The organism is Polaribacter aquimarinus (genome assembly GCF_003129485.1).
GTDB classification, from domain to species: domain Bacteria; phylum Bacteroidota; class Bacteroidia; order Flavobacteriales; family Flavobacteriaceae; genus Polaribacter; species Polaribacter aquimarinus.
Map to the genome: position 1 here is coordinate 25,522 of NZ_QFFG01000006.1, position 19,631 is coordinate 45,152.

Consider the following 19,631-nt stretch of genomic DNA (forward strand, 5'->3'; position numbering starts at 1 on the left):
GCTTTTTTCTTTTTATTAATATGTGTGATTAAAATGGCCATATAATTGGTACTAAAAGCAGAGTGGTGATTATAAATATGATTAATAGAGGTAATCCTACTTTAAAGTAATCCATAAATTTATAATTTCCAGAACTCATTACCATAGCATTTGTAGTCGTTCCAATTGGAGTTAAAAATGCTGTTGATGCACTAATAGCAACAGTAATTAATAAAGGTTCAGGAGAAATACCTATCGTACTTGCAGCTAAAAGTACAATTGGTGCCATTAAAACCGCAGTTGCTGAGTTGTTTATAAATTGACTAAAAGTAGTTGTTAGTATAAAGATTCCTGCTAATAATAAAGTCGGATTGTCTTTACCTAAAAAGCTAATTAAAGAATTCGAAATCATTTCAGCTGCACCTGTTTTTTGAATAGCAACACCCATAGGAATCATTGCTGCAATCATTACAACACTTGTAAAACTGATGCTTTTATAAGCTTTTGTAAATGGCACACATCCTGTAAATAGAACAATACCTGCAGAAATTAATGCCGCAATTGCCCCTGGAACTATTTTTGCAACTAACATAACAATCATTAAAACTAAAGCTCCTAATGCGATGTAAGATTTTGGTGTTAATTCATCAACATCTTTCAACATTTCTTCAGGACTACCAACTACAACAATGTTTTTATGTTGATTTTTTAGTTTTTCTATATCTTCCCAAATACCTCTAATAATAAAACTATCGCCAGCATTTACTCTTATTTCCTCTTCTAAATAAGGTGCTCTATTTCTAGAAGCTGCTAATAATTGTATTCCATATCTTTTAAAATATTCTTTTAGTTTTATTCTTCTACCAACTAATAATGATTTAGGGGTGATTAAAATTTCTGCCATTCCTACCTCTTGGTTAATTAAATTGTGTCTTAATTCACTTTCTGCAGATTCTTTTGGCAATAAGCCTAATCTGAATTTAATCATTAGTTTGTTAATATCTTCTGTATTTCCTTTTACAGTAATAATATCGTGATATCTTAAATCTGTTTCATAATCTGGAAACTCAATGAAAGGTTGTGTTCCTTTTAACCTATTTGGATGTCTTCTTTTTAAACGAATTACGTTAATTTTAAACTCATTTTCTAAATCCCAATCTTTTAATCTTGTTCCAATTAACTTAGAAACTGAACGTATTCTTAATTGATAATAATCGTTATCAATTTGATAGGCTTCAATCCATTCGTGTAAAGTTGAATCAATATTAATAGGTTTGTTATTGGTTTTGTTTTTTGGTAATATTTTAAAACCAACATATCTAAAATAGATCAATGCAATGATTAATAATGGTAAACCAATCAAACCGAATTCAAAGAAAGAAAAGCCTTCAAAACCTGCATCAATTAAAGCATTATTAGCAATAATGTTTGGAGGTGTTCCTGTTAATGTTAATAATCCACCTGTGTTAGAACCAAAAGCAACTGGAATTAATATTTTAGAAGGCATTGTACCAATACTCCAAGCAGAAGAAATGGTAGCGGGTAATAAAGTTGCCACGGTACCTGTATTACTTACAAAACCTGACAAAACACCTGAACCTAAAGTTATAATTACTAATAGTTTAGGTACACTTTTTCCAGCAAGAGTAATTAACTTTTTACCAGCTAAAGCAGTCCAACCTGTTTGAGATAAACCTTCTCCAATAATAAAAAGGGCAGCAATCATGATAACTGTTGGATTGCTAAAACCACTCAAAGTTTCACTTAAATTTAAAATTCCACATAAAAATAAACTCAACATAGAGACAAGTGCGACTACATCTGGTGAGTATTTACCCCAAACAAATAATCCAATGGTAATTGTTAGAATAACGAGCATTAAAATCATAATTTTTGATTTAGTTTAGTTTGTTTTTGTTTATAAAGTAAAATTATAGCCAATGTTAACGGTGTTTTATGACATATGTCATTACTTTATGTTTATTTTAATTTTTGTGATTATCATAATATTTTTTATCTAAAATACAGAAAAAATGATACGAAATCGAAATAGAAATACCAGCTTTTTAAATAATGTTTTTAAAAAGGTTATTTTTGATTTTTATAATGTTACTTTTTTTAATTTTATATTTTATTTTGATGCATGATATATGTCAAAACTTACAAATTAAAATAAGAATAATAACGTTTTAATTAAGTATTTATATAATATATTTATGAAATTAGATATTTTGGCATTTGGTGCTCATCCTGATGATGTAGAGTTAGGTTGTGGTGCTACTATTGCAAAAGAAGTTTCTTTAGGGAAAAAAGTAGGAATTGTAGACTTGACAAGAGGAGAGTTAGGCACACGAGGTTCTGCTAATTTAAGAGATAATGAGGCAGCAAAATCTGCAAAAATTTTAGGTATATCTGTACGTGAAAATTTGGCCTTTGCTGATGGATTTTTTTTAAATGATAGTAAACATCAATTAGAAGTAATTAAAATGATTCGTAAATATCAACCAGAAATTGTGTTGTGTAATGCTATAGATGATAGACATATAGATCACCCTAAAGGCAGTAATTTAGTTTCTGATGCTTGTTTTTTAAGCGGATTGTTAAAGATAGAAACAGAAGTAAAAGGTAATTATCAAGAAAAATGGAGACCAAAACAAGTGTATCATTACATACAATGGAAAAACATAGAACCTGATTTCGTTCTTGATGTTACAGGTTTTATTAATCAAAAAACAGAAGCAGTTTTAGCATATTCTTCTCAATTTTATAATCCGAATAGTAATGAACCAGAAACTCCAATAACCAGTAAAAACTTTATTGATAGTATACATTATAGAGCTAGAGACTTAGGTAGATTAATTGGTGTCGAATTTGCAGAAGGTTTTACCTCAGAACGTTACGTTGCAGTAGAAAATTTAGGCAAATTAATTTAATTATTTCTTTTTTTAGAACTTAAAAAATATTTATATTTGCACCCGCAAGTTACATGGTGGTTGTAGCTCAGTTGGTTAGAGCGTCGGTTTGTGGTACCGAAAGTCGCCGGTTCGAATCCGGTCTTCCACCCAAAAGTAGAATCCTTCTCAATTTGAGAGGGATTTTTTTGTGTTTTAATAGCTATATCTTTTTTAAATAAAAAAAACTCCTCGAATTGAGAAGTTTTTTTAATTTATTTGAAGCTTAATCAAATATTGAAGGCCTTTTCAACGAAACTTAGTCTATATTAGGGGGCGACTTCGTTTAAGAGTTGTTATTTTTATTCTATGGGGAATAAGTTAATTATTTAACAGACTCTTCAATATTTGATATTCTTTGAAGAATGTCATCAGATAATTCTTCAAATTGCTTCCTAACTATGCTTTTTATCTGAAATTCTATAGGGGATCGAACTTCGCTTAGGGGTACATAGTTGTTGTTATATTTTCCTCTACCAGTAAGCAACCACATTGGGTCTATTGCTGGTATGTTATCGATGATAGCAAACAAAATAGTTTCATTAGGTTTTTTAGTATAGTTGACAACCGCACTTATTAATTGCTGAGATACTCCAATAAGTTCCGAAAATTGTCTTTGATTCAATCTACTATCTTTAAAAACCTTAATTATTCTATCTGATCGTTGTCTATCCTCACTCTTCATTTTAATTAATTACTCCAAATGTAGTAAAAATTTACTACAAACAAAGTTTTTTTAATAAAATTTTTTTATAACCCTTTTAAAAAATGAATTACATCTGTTCTTTTTCTTACAGATACAGGGATGTTTGAGTTATCTTTTAAAATTAAATATCCTCCATCAGACTTTATATATTCTTTTATTTCAGATTTATTTATTAGATGACTTTGATGAGTTCTTAAAAAGTTATAATCTTTTAAAATATCAGAATAATATTTTAATGTTCTAGATACTAGTACTTTGGTGTTGTTTTTGAAATAGAATGTAGTATAGTTGTTATCAGATTTACATCGAATAATGTCTTTAATGTCGACTATAATTATTTTGTCTTGGGTATGTAGAGATATCTTTTTTAAATTGGTATTAGGTTTTGTGACAGCTTGTTTTAGAATGTTTAATTGTTCTTTTCGAGGTTCTATTTGAAGTTTAGCTTTATGAATTGATTTTTCTAAATCTTCTAATGAATAAGGTTTTAATATATAATCTATTGCTGCAAACTTAAATGCTCTTATTGCGTAATCATCACTAGCTGTAACAAAAATAATTTTTGATTTTAGATTCGGAAAAATTTCTAACAAATCAAATCCTGTATCATTACCTAACATAATGTCTAAAAACAGTATGTCTGGTTGTGTTTTCTGCAATAATTTTGCAGCCTCTATAACACTTTTAGCGGTTCCAATGATTTCTATTTCTTTAAAGTTTTCAGAAATATCATTCACTAGCATTTCTAATGCTAATAAATTATCTTCTACCACAAATGATGTGAGCTTTTTCATAATTAATGTTAATAATCCGTTTTTAAAGGAATTCTAAAAGAAACTTTAGTTCCTTTAATTTGGTTGTTTTTTATAATTTCTTCGATTTTAAAAACACTTTTGGGCGATAAGTTGTCAATTCTTTCTTTAGTTACAGACAATGCTACAGACTTATGATTGCTATTTTTTCTCTTTTTAGATTGAAGAAAACCAATTCCGTTATCTTCTATTACAAAATGTAAAAATTGATGTTTAACTTCAAATGAAATTATAAGATTAGGGTTGTCTATTTGTGTTAGAAATCCGTGTTTGATTGAATTTTCTACAAAAGGTTGAATTAACATTGGAGGAATAAGAATTTCTTCTGTGTCAATATTGTTCAAATTGGTTTTAAAACAAAACTTAAAATCTTTAGAACTCATTTTTTGCTCTAATTCTAAATAGTTTTTTAAAGTTTTTATTTCATCTTTTAATGTGATTTCTTCTAAACGAGAATTGTTTAACACACTTCTTAATAATACTGAAAATTGAGAAATCGTGGTATTTAATTCTTTAGATTTTCCTTTATTACCAAGTGCTTTTATTCCGTTTAAAACATTAAAAATAAAATGAGGATTCATTTGTAATTGCAATGCTTTTTGCTCTAAACTTAATAAGTGTTTTTCGGTTTTTAATAGGTCAACTTCCTTTTTATTTTTTTTCTGTATTTGTTTTAATCGAAGATCAATAAATAAAGCAATAATGAAAAATAGGAGAGAAGTACTTAATATAATAAACCAGGTTTTCATATATAAAGGTTTGTCTATATAAAAATGAAAAAGCACTTTTTGACTGAATTTTTCTCCAATTTTAGATTGTACTGAAAACATATACTTCCCAGGTTTTAAATTCGCAAATTCTATACTATTTTTAGAACTCCAGGGTGAAACATTATTATTTAATGAATATTGATATTGAATATTTTTTGAATTCTCTAAATCAATTGTTTTAAAGCTGATAGAAATATTGTTTTGATCTGGAGTTAATTTCAAACTTTTATTAATTAGAGATATATTTTTATAATTAATAGCAATATTTTCTATGTGAACCTGTAGTTTTTCATCACTTAAAGATGTGCCAATAGATCTGTATTTATATAAACCTTTATCTGCGCTCCCAATCCAAATTGAGTTTTTATTGTCTTTATAAACTGCTGTAATTTGATTAGAAATGTTGGAATTGTATTTGTTTATTTTTCTTTTAAAAGAGAATCTATAAGCATCTAAAACTTCAATTCCATTACCGTTTGTAGCAATCCAAAGCTCGTTGTCAATTAGTTTTACAACACTTATATTTTGTTCTGTTTGAATTGAAGATACTACTTTATTTTTTTGAATAATTTTAATTCCGTTGTTTTTTGTAGCTGCAAGTATTTTATCGTTAATTTCTATAATAGATACAACTTCATTATTTAAAATAATTTTTTTCTTAACTACATGAAGTAGTTTGTCAATAATCCATAGAGCTTTATTTGTGGCTACATAAGCGGCATGTTTTGTTATTAAAATATCTTTAATTGGAAAGAAATCTATTTTTGTGTGAATTTGAAGTGGCTGTAAATACTCTTGTTTAAGTTGATATATACCTTGTTGTGTTGCTAAAAAAAAATGATTATCATTTACCAAAATCTTATTTATTATTTCTTTTCCTAAGAATTTATATGTTTTGTTTTTATAAAGAAATAACCCTTTTTGATGCCCTATAAATAAAGAATCCTTTTTTAAATAAAGAACATTGACTTTGGAGTTTGTGCGTTTTTGAAGATTTTCAAATTTTTCTCCATCAAAACGAATCAAACCTTTATCAGTTGCTAACCATAAATAACCTATTTCATCCTGAATAATATCATTTATAGAAGTACTTGATAATCCATCGTCAGTTGAAAAATGTAGAAGATTACTTTGTTGTGAGAAACTATTAATAGTAATCATCAATAATGAAAAAGACAAGATTTTATAAATTTTTTGCATCTATACAAACTTACTAATTAAAACGCCATTACATCATTTAAAATTATGTGTAATGACGTTTATTAACAACAATTTCCATTCCAAATTACTTCATCGCATACAAACGTTTGTTATTTGTATCGGGTTTGATATGTTTTAAATCTCCATAAGGTTTAATTAGTGGTTTTAATACTACCAAGCCAGTGGTTCTTCCTCTAATGATTAATGTGCTATTTTTCACATTCCAACTCCATCTAAACTTTTCTATAGGTATGTTGTATTTATTTAATTCTACCATTAATTCTGGTTGTTGCTCAATCCAATCCATAACTTCTTCTTGCATTGTAAATATTGGCATTTCATCATCTGTATTATGGAAACCAAATTCCCATTTAATCGGAATTGAAAATTGTTTAGTATATGCTTCTCCTACATATCTTTCTTCCTCGTTATTTAGGGCTTCATACCAATCTATGTCTTTTTCTTCAGGATATTTTTTAGCAATTTCTTTTGATAAATCTGTTTTTCCTGGAGAGTTTGCGGTTGGATAGAAAACATAGTAGGGTTGTGCTAAATAATGATTCGCAAATTTTCCTCCAAAAATTGTGTGATAAGGAGAAGCGATTACTTTTGGCAATTTTTTTGCTGAAAAAGCATCTTTTAAAGTTTTTAAAAGTGCTGTATTTTCAACCAATCCAGATGCATGAAATACAATTTTTGAGTTGTTATTTACTACATTTTTAAGTGATGGCAAAGTGCCTTGAGTTATACTTTTTCTTAAAGTTTCTGTGGTAATTTTTTCTCCTCTTATAATAGTTTCTAGGTTCATTCCTTTGTATGGATTACTTTGATTTACAATATGAATTTCTCCATAAGGATTCTGATTCGCATTTTTATTTAACCAAGTAATAATTTCTTCTAATGAATATTGACCATCTATAACTTTAAGTCCTTTTTCTTTAAAATACCTTCTAGCGTTTGCATAAAAAGTTTCATTGCCTTTATCAAAACCAGCTATAAAAACTATTGGACTTCTAGCTTCAATGTTAACTTCAACTTTTTCTTCTTTTGGGAAGTTGCTTTCTGCAACAATTATTGGTTCTTTTTCTGTTTTAATTTCTTTTTTATCACAACTGATAAAAGGGGTGCTTAAAACAATTAAACCTGCTGCTAATACCGAATTTTTTAGGAATGTTTTCATAATTTCTACTTTTTTAATGTTAATACATTGTAAAAGTAGAAGAGAAGTAAAGTAAAATTTTGGTTATATTAGAATTCGTGAAAAGTGAATTAGAATTCGTTGCATAATGAATAAATCAAATACAAATTCATAAATTATTTTCTATAATCGTGATTATAAACGACCAATTTTGTTAACCCTTTTTTGTTTGGATTTTTGGCAAATGAGCATAAATACACATCCATATATTGAATAATCCTTTCTTCTGGGTAAAACAAAACTTTATTATCGTATTGTGCCCATTCATTCATATTTAAATATGCTTTACCATTTTGAAAACGATAAAAAGCTTGAATGTGTTCAGGTAAAGCTTCTTCTAACTCCTCATCAACAAAAACATTATAATAATTTAAGTCTGCTGTAAAAAAATGAAAAGATAAAAGATTATCGTAAAATCCTGTTAAATTATTTGCCAATGGTAAGCAAACTGTAAATATTAACATAGCAATTTTTTGCTTGTTAAAGAATTTTAAGAAAAACTCTAAAGGATTGTAAGTTTTTAACGTCCAAAATATAATAACAACCGAAAACATATTCTGAATGTTCCAAGGCACAACATTATAGCCATATCCTAAATAGAAGAGTAGGAAAGTAATAATTCCGTGCATTGATAATATAAAAAGCACTCCAAATTTTCGAGATTTATTAAATAATAATAGCACGCCCATTAAAGCTTCTAACCAAGGTACAGCATAAGTAAATACTTCTAAAAACCATTGAGGTAAACAAATTAATGCGGTGTTAGTAACGTCTACACAGCTAAAATGTTTGTTTAAAGCGCTTAACCATTGAATGTAAAAATCTTCATTTACTTTCTGAATTCCACTCCAAAAATAAGTGGCAAAAAAGATCAGGATTACAGTGTATAAAACTTTTTTAGGATTTGCTTTTTTTCTGAAAATTTCAATCGCGAAAATGGTTAAAAAGCTTTGATAAAAGTAGGGTTGCAATCTGTTTTGGTCTACTAAAGCTAAATATAAATAGAGTAAAACAATTACCCAACCTTGCCATCTTTTATTTTGGAAAATGTAAACGATTTGAATTAAAAAGAAAAATCCGGCTAAAATATAATCAATAGGATTTGTAGGAATTGGTATCCAATCAAACAAAGGAATTACAGGGAAAACTTTTGTTGTAATCCATAATTTTGGTGCATAAACCATCAAAATTAAAACAGCAAGAATTGCTAAAATTCTTACATAATTTACTTTTTGTTTGTCTGTTAATTCTTTAATTATTTGTAGCATTTTCCAAATTCTTAATAGTAATATTTAATCCGTCTATTTTTTTGAATTGACTAAAAGAAGTCTTGAAATATTTCTGGTATGATTTACTAATTAACCAAGTTAATTGATTTTCTCTTCCATCAAAAATAAATTTATGAATCTTGCCTTTAATTTTATATGATAATATTCCACTTCCAAAATTAAGTGGTTCAAAACGAAACTCTTGTAATTCATATTTGACAATTGAATCTAATTTTTTTTCAATATCATTTCTAAAGTCTTCAAAATTCATTTTAAAACACCAATTTCTCTGCTAAATATTTAGCAGTATGTGATTCCTTATTTCTAGCCAATTCTTCAGGAGTTCCTTGGAAAATAAGATTCCCTCCATTTTTTCCTCCTTCTAAGCCTAAATCAATAATATAATCTGCACACTTAATCAATTCTATATTATGTTCTATCACAATTATAGAATGTCCGCGTTCAATTAAAGCATTAAAACTAGCTAATAATTTTTTAATATCGTGAAAATGCAAACCAGTAGTAGGTTCATCAAAAATAAATAAGGCTCTGTCTTTGGTGTTTCCTTTTACTAAAAAGGAAGCTAATTTTATTCTTTGTGCTTCTCCACCAGAAAGGGTAGAAGAAGATTGTCCTAAAGTTACATAACCCAAACCTACATCTTGTAAAGGTTTTAATTTGCTCGCTATTTTTGTGACTAGATTTTCAGAGAAAAAAGTAACAGCATCATCAATAGTAAGGTTTAGGATTTGGTCAATCGATTTTCCATCAAATTTTACTTCTAAAACTTCTTTTTTGAAACGCTTTCCATTACAAACATCACATTCTAAGTGCACATCTGCCATAAATTGCATTTCAATAGTAACTTCACCTTCGCCTTTGCAAACTTCACAGCGTCCACCTTCTACATTAAAAGAAAAATGTTTGGGTTTGTAGTTTCTTATTTTTGATAATTTCTGATTCGAAAACAAAGCTCTAATATCATCATAAGCCTTGATGTAAGTAACAGGATTTGAGCGAGAAGAGCGTCCAATAGGATTTTGATCGATAAATTCTACGTGTTTTAAATTTTCAAAACTCCCTTTAATATCAGTATGTTGCCCAATCTTATCACCATAACCATTCAATTTTTTTTGCATTGTAGGATATAAGATTTTCTTAACCAAAGTACTTTTTCCAGAACCAGAAACCCCTGTAATTATAGACAAACAATTTAGTGGAAACGTAACATCAATATTTTGTAAATTATGTTCTCTTGCTCCAATAATTTGGATGTTATTTTTTGATGTTCTTCTTTTAGTTGGAACTTCAATTTTTAAATCTTCATTTAAATATTGAGCAGTTAACGAATCTGATTTTAGAATTTCTTTGTAAGTTCCTTCAGCCACAACATTTCCTCCAAAGGTTCCAGCTTCTGGACCAATATCGATAATGTAATCTGCTTCTTTCATAATATCTTCATCGTGTTCAACAACCACAACTGTGTTGCCTAAATCTCGAAGATTTTTTAAAACACCAATCAAACGCTCAGTATCTTTTGGATGCAAACCAATACTTGGTTCATCTAAAATATACATAGAACCTACCAAAGAACTTCCTAAAGAAGTAGCTAAATTAATACGCTGACTTTCACCCCCAGAAAGTGTGTTAGAAGTTCTATTTATAGTTAAATAAGACAAGCCAACATCCGTTAGAAATTGTAATCTATTATTGATTTCTGTTAACAAACGCTTCCCGATTTTTTTCTCGTATTTGTCTAATTTGATGTCTTTAAAGAAGTCAGCTAATTCATCTAAAGGCAGAGAAACCAAGTCTGAAATAGTTTTATTGTTGATTTTTACATAATTTGTTTCTTCTCGTAAACGTTTACCATTACAAGTGGTACATTTTGTCTTTCCTCGATAGCGAGAAAGCATTACCCTATTCTGTATTTTATAACTTTTTTCTTCTAAAGTTGTAAAAAAGTGATGAATTCCGTTGAAAGACTTGTTTCCATTCCAAACTAATTTTTGTTGTTTTTCTGTTAATTGGAACCAAGGTTTGTGAATTGGAATGTCAAATTGATACGCAACATTAATTAAATCTTCTTTATAATGAACATAAGAAGGTGTTCTAAAAGGAAAAATTGCATCTTCGAAAATAGATAAACCTGTATTTGGAATTACCAAATCTTCATCAATTCCAATTACATTACCATAACCTTCACAAGTAGGACAAGCTCCATAGGGATTGTTAAAACTGAATAAATGTGTGTTGGGTTCTAAAAAAGAGATTCCGTCTAAATCGAATTTATTGCTAAACTCGCTAACCTTATTGTCAGCTAAATTTTCTACAAAACAAACACCTTTTCCTTCAAAAAAAGCGGTTTGAATAGCATCAGCTAATCTGTTGTAAAAATCTTCATCATCTTTAGTTACAATTCTATCAACAACTAAAAATAGGTTTTCATTCTTAAAATCGTTTTGAGGAAAATCTGCAATTCTGTAAACAGTGTCTTTCCATTTTAACCGAGCATAACCTTGTTGTTCTAAAACTTGTAAAACTGTTTTTAAATCACGATTTTCATCAATAGTAATAGGAGCTAAAAGCAGTAATTTTGTTCTTTCTTCAAACTTTTTAATAAAGTTTACAACATCAGAAACGGTGTCTTTTTTTACTTGTTTGTCAGAAATAGGAGAGAAGGTCTTACCAATTCTTGCATATAGTAATTTTATATAATCATAAATTTCTGTGGATGTTCCAACTGTAGAGCGTGGGTTTGTAGAATTTACTTTTTGCTCTATAGCAATTGCCGGAGCAATACCTTTAATGTAATCTACTTTTGGTTTGTGTAATTTTCCTAAAAACTGACGTGCATAGGCAGATAAACTCTCAACATAACGTCTTTGACCTTCTGCGTACAAGGTATCAAAAGCCAAAGATGATTTTCCAGAACCAGAAAGACCTGTAATTACAACTAGTTTATTTCTTGGTATAACAACGTCAATATCTTTTAAATTATGGAGTTTTGCTCCTTTTATAATGATGTTTTCTTTAGGGTTTATCGTTGAAATATCAGTCTTCATTCATAAAAAATATAAGCTATAAAAATACCACTTTTTTGAATCAATTTAAAAAGATTATAAAATGATTTTTGTTAAAATATTTGTTGAATTGAAAAATAATATTCATATTTGGCATTCATAATAACCACAAAATAAGACGCATATACTTGAAAACTACTTTATAAATTATTAATAAAATAATAAATAGGAAGAGTCACTTAATCTTCTAAAAGGTAGTTATGATGCGTAAAAATTCAATTTCAGACAGCACTTTAATTAGTGAATATATACAAGGAAAAGAAGCCGCTTTAGGTGTTTTAATACAAAGACATCAACAAAGATTGTTTAGCTTTATTTATAGTAAAGTTCAAGATAGAGACATTACAGAAGATATTTTTCAAGATACTTTTATAAAAGTTATTAGAACTTTAAAAAGAGGAAATTACAATGAAGAAGGTAAATTTTTACCTTGGGTTATGAGAATAGCTCATAATTTGGTAATTGATCATTTTAGAAAATCAAATAGAATGCCTTCTTTTAAAAATACAGATGAGTTTGATATCTTTTCAGTTTTAGGTGATGGTAGCTTAAATGCCGAAAAACAAATAATTCAAGAACAAATACATAGTGATGTTAGAGAGCTTGTCAATGAGTTGCCACAAGAACAAAAAGAAGTTTTGGTAATGAGAATGTATAAAGATATGAGCTTCAAAGAAATAAGCGAAAATACCGGTGTAAGTATTAATACAGCTCTGGGTAGAATGCGTTATGCACTCATAAATATGCGTAAATTAATAGAAAAACATAAAATAATTTTAGTTAACTAACAATAAAGTTTAAAAGTCATCGTTACTATTTTATAACCAAGATATTAAAATAGAATATATGATGCAACTTTACTCAAAAAAGTCATCTGAAATTCAGATGCAACCCAAACAAGAAACAGTTCAATTTTTGATTAATTTTTCCAAGTCGCTAACTATTGTAAAAACCAAATCAGAAGACTTCATTGAATTGAATTTGAATTAAGAGTGGAAAAAGCTTCAACATTGTTGAGGCTTTTTTTATGGATTATTTTTTTTGGCGTTCCCTAAAGGTCAGGCTTTACGTTGCAATCTTTTTTATTAGTTTTCTCTTGCTATCTTCAGTCAAAATAAATTTTGATTTCGATAATTTTACAAATTCACTCGAACTGACATAAAAAAGGATTTCCACTTCAATCCCTAACGCAAGTATTTGCCAACATTAAGAAAATTAAAATTTAGTAGATAATTTAAAGGTTCAATTCTTTTTTTTGCCTCCAACTTCCAACTTCATACTTCAGACTTCTCACTTCATAATTCCCACTAATAACAATCCTTACCTTCCTCTATAATACTCGTCTAAAACCGATTTTCTTCCAATAGTTTTGGTAATAATATCCTTTTCTAAATCCCAACCACGAGCAGGGGAGTATTCACGACCATACCAAATAATTTGTAAGTGTAAATCGTTCCATAATTCTCTTGGAAATAAACGTTTTGCATCTTTTTCAGTTTGTTGTACGTTTTTTCCGTTGGTTAAATTCCATCTGTACATCAACCTGTGAATATGAGTATCTACAGGAAAAGCAGGAACTCCAAACGCTTGACTCATTACTACACTTGCTGTTTTATGACCAACAGCGGGTAATTCTTCTAAACCTTCAAAAGATTGAGGAACTTCGCCATTATATTTTTCAATTAGAATTTTTGATAAACCATAAATTCCTTTACTTTTCATTGGTGATAATCCACAAGGACGAATAATTTCCTTAATTTCTTCAACAGTCATTTTAACCATATCAAAAGGATTATCCGCTTTTGCAAATAATAAAGGTGTAATTTGATTTACACGAACATCCGTACACTGTGCAGATAATAAAACAGCTATTAAAAGTGTGTAAGGATCTTTATGGTCTAAAGGAATCGGAATTTCAGGATAATATTCTTGAAGCGTATCAATTACAAATTGAACTTTTTCTTGTTTGGTCATTTTAATAAGTTGCAAAGTTGGCAAGTTACAAAGTTTTAAAGTTAAATTAGAATTAAAATTTACTTTGCGTTTAAAAATTTAGAGTGTTGCTTTGTATCTTTGAAACTAAAAATAACAAATGACATCATTAAAAATAGGAGATAAAGCTCCACAATTTGAAGCTAAAGATAATGCTGGAAATACGGTTAAATTATCTGATTACACTGGTAAAAAGTTAGTTCTTTTCTTTTACCCAAAAGCAAGTACACCTGGTTGTACAGCAGAAGCTTGCGATTTAAGAGATAATTATCAAACTTTTTTAACAAAAGGATATGATGTGTTAGGTGTAAGCGCAGATTCTGCCAAAAGACAACAAAACTGGATTAATAAACACGAATTACCTTTCTCACTTTTAGCAGATGAGGACAAAACGGTTATAGAAGCTTTTGATGTTTGGGGGCCAAAGAAATTTATGGGACGTGAATATGATGGAATACACAGAACGACTTTTGTTATTGATGAAAAGGGAATCATTGAAGATGTAATTACCAAAGTAAAAACAAAAGCACACACTGCTCAGATATTAAACTAAAAATTATAAAAATATCAAATTTGAGATTTTGTCAACTCTTTTTTATAACTTCATTCCAATTTTAAAATTAAGCACTCTACCAGTCATAAAATTAGGTATTCCAAATTGTCTTTTGGAGTAAGCATCTCTTACCCATGTATTTGTTATGGAGTTCTGAATGTCAAACATATTAAAAAGCTCAAGGCCAAAAGTTAATTCTTTAAATTTTGAAAGCCATCCAGATTCATATCTTTTATTGGCGTCAGTAAAAACATATGAAAGACCTAAATCTGCTCTTTTATAATCTCTAAGACGATCTTGGAATTGATAAACATCAGCATATGAAGGAGATCCTCCTGGAACTCCAGTGTTGTAAACTAAATTTAGGTACGCTTTTAAATTAGGTATTGTTGGTACATAATCTTGAAATAAAATCCCCAATTTAATTCTCTGATCTGAAGGCCTAGAAATATTACCTCTCTTATCTATGTTCTCTTCTGTTTTTAAATACCCTAAACTTATCCAACTATCGCTACCAGGAATAAATTCTCCATTTAATCTTAAATCTATTCCATTTGCATAAGCAGTTGTATTATTGTCGGCTCTGTAACGAATACGAACATTTTCTAAAGTATAAGAATTTACATTTTTTAAATCTTTATGATAGGCCTCTAGAACAAATTTAAAAGGTCTTCCCCACATTTTAAAACTATAATCCATCCCAACAACTAAGTGAATTGACTTTTGTGCTTTTAAATTTAAATTTATTTCTCCATTAAAATTTCTTAATTCTCTATAGGAGGGAGGTTGAGAATACCAACCACCAGAAGCTCTAAATAACATGTCTTTAAACCAATTAGGTTTTATAGCAAATTGTGCTCTTGGACTAAAAGTAAATTGTCCTTCAGATGAGAGCCCATTTTTACTTACTGTCCAATATTGAGATCTTACCCCAATGTTATACCAAATTTCATTGCTACTCCAAAATAATTTTTCAGAAAATTGTGCAAAACCCGAAATTCTATTTATTTGAACACTGTTATCTTGTCTAATATTTTGAAAAGGAACTATTTCCCCTTCAAAAGGTTCATAAGGTTGGTTATTTTTTATTGCGTGATTTGGAGGTCTGATGGAGAAACCTACTGAATCAATAATTTCCCATTCTCGAATTCTATCTCTAACATCTTCTTTTTGATACTTAACACCAAAATCAATTTGTATATCATCAATTTTATAATTAGCTCTTATTTGTGCATTTGTATATAATGCATCTAAATCGTTTCGGGCATGGTTTAGCTGAGAGCCAATACCTTGAGAAAATTCTACTTCGCCAAAATTTTCAGAACCAATATTAGAATCAACTTCACCTAAATTATAAGTTGCAGCAATATCAAAATGTTCTTCTTCTTGTGTATTATATCTTGATACAGTTCCTGTTAAAGTCAAAAAATCATTAACTTCATATTCAGTTGAAAAAGCTCCAGTTAATGTTAAAAATTTATCTTTTTCTTCTCCACTGTAAAAAACAATTAATTCTAAAGGGTCTGCAACGGTTCCAAAACGAGTTCTTCTTGATAACGGTTGATAGTTATAATCATTTAGAGAAAAGTTACCAAAAAATTTAAAGCTTAAATAATCAGAAGCGTCATATTGTAGAAATGTTTGGAAATCTGCAAAAATTGGTTTAAAATTTGTTTCTATTTGCTTACTATTTACAAATAAACTATTATCTCTATACCTAAAACTAGTTATTGTACTTAATTTTTTATCGAAAAAAGGACTTTCAAAAGTAGCACTACCTCCCAAGAAACTGAGGTCAATCATGGTGCCAACCTCTTTTGGTTTTCTATAGGTGATGTCTAAAACAGAAGACAGTTTATCTCCATACTTAGCTTGAAACCCACCCGCTGAAAAATTAATATTTTGTACCATATGAGGATTGATGAAACTAAAACCCTCTTGCTGACCAGATCTAACTAAAAAAGGTCTATACACTTCAATTCCGTTAACATAAACTAAGTTTTCATCAAAATTACCGCCTCTTACATTGTATTGAGTACTAAGTTCGTTATTATTGTTAACACCAGGTAAAGTCATTAAAATGTTTTCTACGCCGGCATTAGCACCAATTACATTTTTAATTTTTTTAGTATCAATTTTTATAACACCTTGTGCATTTTTAGAATTATCTTTTATTACAATTTCATTTAACTCTTCTGTTTTTGAAGCTAGAGTAATAGAGAATCGAACTCCATTTCTACTTTTTGCAGTGAATTTTTTTGATACAGTTCTATAAGAAATATGTCTAAAAACTAGAGTAATCTCTTTTTTAAAAGGAATTTTAATAGAATATCTACCATTCTTGTCTGTTATTGTCCCTGTATTGTTATATTTTATCGAAACGCCTTCTATAGGCTGTTTGTTTTTATTTTTTATAGTTCCTTTTAAAACTGTCATTTTTTGCGCAAAAGCAAAAAGAGGAAATAAAAATATAAATAGAAAGATTTTTTTCACGTAAATGAATTAATTTGCTTGTTTCTTAAAAAACGTTGTAGAAAGCGTATTCGTATTTCCTACATTGTCCGAGACTACAATTTTAAAGATATGTTTGCTACCAACCAATTTTTTATCACTAAAATTATGAGTAAGTATCTTTTTTTTATGATTATACTGCATCAAAATCCATTTTCCGTCGATAGTTGCTCTCCAATTTTTAATTCCAGAACCTATATCAGATATCTTTACTTTTAGGGTTTTATGCTTGGTAATCCATTGCTTATCTTTAAAAAACAATAGCTTTATTCTAGGTTTTATAGTATCTGAAACCAAAGAGTAGTTTCCTAAAGTTTTTGTTGTAGTATAAAAAATACTGTCTTTTTTTCTTGTATACTGATAAGTAGGGTATTTAGGCTGCTCTATATTTGCAATGTATAGTTGTTGTTTTTCAATTTCGGAGTAATTTTTAACGTTAAAAGTTAATGTAAAACTTTTATCTAAAGGAACTGTAGGTGTATGAATTTTTGCGATCCCATTTTTTACTTTAAAATCTAGATAAATATCTTTATAAAATGTTTTTTTAGGAAAAGCTACTGTAACATTTTTTATTGTAAACTTGTTAAACTTTTTTGTATTGATTTTGTATCCTGAAGTGTCTTTTGTTTTCGAAAAGATAGGATTATTCTTTTCACCAACAATCGGAATGTAAACAGTACTCGTATTTCCCTTAATATCTTTAGCTATAATTTTAACAGTATAGTTTAACCCTTGTCTTATATTTATTTTACCATTATTAATTAGTTTCTCATATGTAGAAAGCTTATTTGTAGTCTCTTTATATGTTTTTTGATATTTTCTTTTATATTTTTTATAGTACTGATAATCTATATGTAAATTAATAAATTTACTTTCTGCAAAAGAAAAGGTTTCTAAATCATGATAATAAAAACGTTTACCATTTACATACATTTCTAAACTAAAAATTCCGTTTTTATTAGGTGCTAAATTTAACCTATCAAAAACACTTACACCAAAACCTATCATACCAGAAGCTCTTATTTTATCTGTAATGTATTTTCCCTTTTCTATGTTTTTTAGAGGAAGAATAAAACTTTTATTTTGATTATTAATTCTTGATGAGTTGTTTAACGCATATACTTTTAAAGATTGGATAACAGGTGATTTAGAATCTTCAGGTTCTAACCCAAAAAGCAACGGATTAATAACAAACTCTGTTTTTGTATCTCTTATTTCATAATGTAAATGAGGTCCACCCGAGCTACCTGTATCACCCGAAAAAGCAATTAGCTCACCTAGTTTTACAGGAAATCTATCTTCTTTAAAAAATAAATTACCAGTAGCATAATTTTCTCTCTTGTATTGAATTGCTTTTACATATTGTTCAATTTTATTAGCATACTTTCTTAGGTGGGCATATACAGTAGTATATCCATTGGGGTGGGTAATGTAAAGAGCTTTTCCAAAACCATATTGCGATACTTTTATTCTAGATATATATCCATCCGCCGCCGCATAAACTTTAAGACCTTCTTTACCTTGTGTTTTAATATCTATGCCTGAATGAAAATGGTTGGACCTTAATTCACCGAAAGTACCAGCTAGAATAGTTGGTATATCTAAAGGGTTTCTGAAATAGTTTTTAGGATATTTATCTTGAGAAAAGTTAAGAATTGTAAATAAAAAAAAAAATATTAAAAATGCTTGTTTCAAAATGCAATTATTTTACTGTAAAAATAGTAAAAATGATTTTTTAAGTAATTGGCTATTTTTCAGAGGTTTAGTAAAAAAGTGATAAAATGTTGTAAAAATTAAAACAGAATGTTAACTTTGTAGATATAGTTTTATTCTTATAACTGAGATGAGTAATATAACAGAAGCAATTCATTTATTGGAAGATAGGTTACAAAACTTACTTTCTAATTATGAGTTTTTAAAGAATGAAAATGAAATATTGCTTCAAAATATAACATTATTACAGCATCAACTCAAGGAAAAAGAGCAACTGTTTGCAGAGCAAAAAAAACAATATGATTTGTTAAGAGTTGCAAAAACTATAGAAGGCAGTAGTACAAATACAAAAGATACAAAACTCAAAATAAATGCTTTAATTCGAGAAATCGATAAATGTATCTTTCAGTTACATAAATAAAGTTCTTTAAAATGTGGGAAAATTAAAAATTAATATCGTAATAGCTGGTAGAACTTATCCATTAAGTGTAAATAACACAAAAGAAGAAGAAGGTATGAGAAAAGCGGCAAATTCTATTAATAAATTAATTTCTATGTATGAGCAAAACTATGCAGTTAGCGACAAACAGGATGTTTTAGCTATGTGTGCATTACAGTTTGCGTCTAAAGTAGAGATATCATCAATTGAAAAAGATTCCACAAATAGAGAAGTAGTAAATAAAATAAAAGAATTAACCAAAATAGTTAATTCATGTTTAAAATAAGTTCTTTAAAATAAACATTAACAACACACTGCCTACGTTAGTAATTTGTTTGATAAACTCAACGAGAATCTATTATAAAGGATAAGTCTTAGTTGCTAAAGCGAGCCGTCTAGAACGGATACTTGATCAGCTAGTTAGTCCTAAACCTGTAATAATGGAGTTTATATAAA

16 protein-coding genes, 1 tRNA gene and 1 other RNA gene are annotated in these 19,631 nt (G+C 28.5%); 7 read left to right on the forward strand and 11 right to left on the reverse strand.

Annotated features, from left to right (window positions below):
• Positions 1 to 28: 28 nt before the first annotated feature.
• Positions 29 to 1,867: an SLC13 family permease gene (locus DIS07_RS12555; protein ID WP_109405611.1), complete on the reverse strand. Its 1,839-nt coding sequence runs from the start codon at positions 1,865 to 1,867 to the stop codon at positions 29 to 31.
• A gap of 328 nt (positions 1,868 to 2,195) precedes the next feature.
• Between DIS07_RS12555 and bshB1 the strand changes: the two genes are divergently transcribed.
• Both bshB1 and DIS07_RS12565 read left to right on the forward strand, forming a co-directional pair.
• Positions 2,196 to 2,912, forward strand: a complete 717-nt coding sequence (bshB1, locus tag DIS07_RS12560; RefSeq protein ID WP_109405612.1) for a bacillithiol biosynthesis deacetylase BshB1 — start codon at positions 2,196 to 2,198, stop codon at positions 2,910 to 2,912.
• Positions 2,913 to 2,967: 55 nt separating this feature from the next.
• Positions 2,968 to 3,043, forward strand: a tRNA-His gene (locus DIS07_RS12565).
• 212 nt (positions 3,044 to 3,255) lie between these two features.
• Here the strand turns inward: DIS07_RS12565 and DIS07_RS12570 are convergent.
• The 7 genes from DIS07_RS12570 to uvrA all read right to left on the reverse strand — a co-directional run bounded on the left by DIS07_RS12570 (position 3,256) and on the right by uvrA (position 11,949).
• Positions 3,256 to 3,615: a helix-turn-helix domain-containing protein gene (locus DIS07_RS12570; RefSeq protein WP_109405613.1), complete on the reverse strand. Its 360-nt coding sequence runs from the start codon at positions 3,613 to 3,615 to the stop codon at positions 3,256 to 3,258.
• 65 nt (positions 3,616 to 3,680) lie between these two features.
• Entirely contained in the window at positions 3,681 to 4,430 is a 750-nt protein-coding gene (locus tag DIS07_RS12575; RefSeq protein WP_109405614.1) for a LytR/AlgR family response regulator transcription factor, read from the reverse strand.
• A gap of 8 nt (positions 4,431 to 4,438) precedes the next feature.
• Complete coding sequence (locus DIS07_RS12580) at positions 4,439 to 6,418, reverse strand: sensor histidine kinase (protein WP_109405615.1); 1,980 nt, start codon at positions 6,416 to 6,418, stop codon at positions 4,439 to 4,441.
• An 85-nt stretch (positions 6,419 to 6,503) separates the two neighbouring features.
• Positions 6,504 to 7,598, reverse strand: coding sequence for a hypothetical protein (locus tag DIS07_RS12585; RefSeq protein WP_109405616.1), 1,095 nt, complete (start codon positions 7,596 to 7,598; stop codon positions 6,504 to 6,506).
• A gap of 134 nt (positions 7,599 to 7,732) precedes the next feature.
• The gene (locus tag DIS07_RS12590) at positions 7,733 to 8,884 is read right to left on the reverse strand and encodes a hypothetical protein (protein ID WP_109405617.1); all 1,152 of its coding nucleotides are present in this window, start codon (positions 8,882 to 8,884) and stop codon (positions 7,733 to 7,735) included.
• The gene (locus DIS07_RS12595; protein WP_109405618.1) at positions 8,868 to 9,155 is read right to left on the reverse strand and encodes a hypothetical protein; all 288 of its coding nucleotides are present in this window, start codon (positions 9,153 to 9,155) and stop codon (positions 8,868 to 8,870) included. The genes DIS07_RS12590 and DIS07_RS12595 overlap by 17 nt, the downstream gene beginning before the upstream one ends.
• A 1-nt stretch (position 9,156) precedes the next feature.
• Entirely contained in the window at positions 9,157 to 11,949 is a 2,793-nt protein-coding gene (gene uvrA / locus DIS07_RS12600) for an excinuclease ABC subunit UvrA (protein ID WP_109405619.1), read from the reverse strand.
• A gap of 221 nt (positions 11,950 to 12,170) precedes the next feature.
• Between uvrA and DIS07_RS12605 the strand changes: the two genes are divergently transcribed.
• Positions 12,171 to 12,755, forward strand: coding sequence for an RNA polymerase sigma factor (locus tag DIS07_RS12605; RefSeq protein ID WP_181374611.1), 585 nt, complete (start codon positions 12,171 to 12,173; stop codon positions 12,753 to 12,755).
• A gap of 532 nt (positions 12,756 to 13,287) precedes the next feature.
• On the opposite strand, the gene DIS07_RS12610 is transcribed toward DIS07_RS12605, so the two are convergent.
• Positions 13,288 to 13,941 carry an endonuclease III domain-containing protein gene (locus DIS07_RS12610; protein WP_109405621.1) on the reverse strand — a complete coding sequence of 218 codons (654 nt, stop codon included), beginning with the start codon at positions 13,939 to 13,941 and terminating at the stop codon, positions 13,288 to 13,290.
• Positions 13,942 to 14,059: 118 nt separating this feature from the next.
• Between DIS07_RS12610 and bcp the strand changes: the two genes are divergently transcribed.
• Positions 14,060 to 14,512: a thioredoxin-dependent thiol peroxidase gene (gene bcp, locus DIS07_RS12615; RefSeq protein ID WP_109405622.1), complete on the forward strand. Its 453-nt coding sequence runs from the start codon at positions 14,060 to 14,062 to the stop codon at positions 14,510 to 14,512.
• A gap of 42 nt (positions 14,513 to 14,554) precedes the next feature.
• On the opposite strand, the gene DIS07_RS12620 is transcribed toward bcp, so the two are convergent.
• Complete coding sequence (locus DIS07_RS12620) at positions 14,555 to 16,948, reverse strand: TonB-dependent receptor (protein WP_235869143.1); 2,394 nt, start codon at positions 16,946 to 16,948, stop codon at positions 14,555 to 14,557.
• Between the two features lie 66 nt (positions 16,949 to 17,014).
• A complete protein-coding gene (locus tag DIS07_RS12625; RefSeq protein ID WP_109405624.1) occupies positions 17,015 to 18,718 on the reverse strand; it encodes a M23 family metallopeptidase in 1,704 nt (567 codons plus the stop codon).
• Positions 18,719 to 18,866: 148 nt separating this feature from the next.
• On the opposite strand from DIS07_RS12625, the gene DIS07_RS12630 reads away from it, so the two are divergent.
• The 3 genes from DIS07_RS12630 to ssrS all read left to right on the forward strand — a co-directional run bounded on the left by DIS07_RS12630 (position 18,867) and on the right by ssrS (position 19,624).
• The gene (locus DIS07_RS12630; protein WP_109405625.1) at positions 18,867 to 19,157 is read left to right on the forward strand and encodes a hypothetical protein; all 291 of its coding nucleotides are present in this window, start codon (positions 18,867 to 18,869) and stop codon (positions 19,155 to 19,157) included.
• A 13-nt stretch (positions 19,158 to 19,170) separates the two neighbouring features.
• Positions 19,171 to 19,461, forward strand: coding sequence for a cell division protein ZapA (locus tag DIS07_RS12635; protein WP_109405626.1), 291 nt, complete (start codon positions 19,171 to 19,173; stop codon positions 19,459 to 19,461).
• Positions 19,462 to 19,517: 56 nt separating this feature from the next.
• Positions 19,518 to 19,624: non-coding RNA, 6S RNA (gene ssrS / locus DIS07_RS12640), on the forward strand.
• Positions 19,625 to 19,631: the final 7 nt, after the last annotated feature.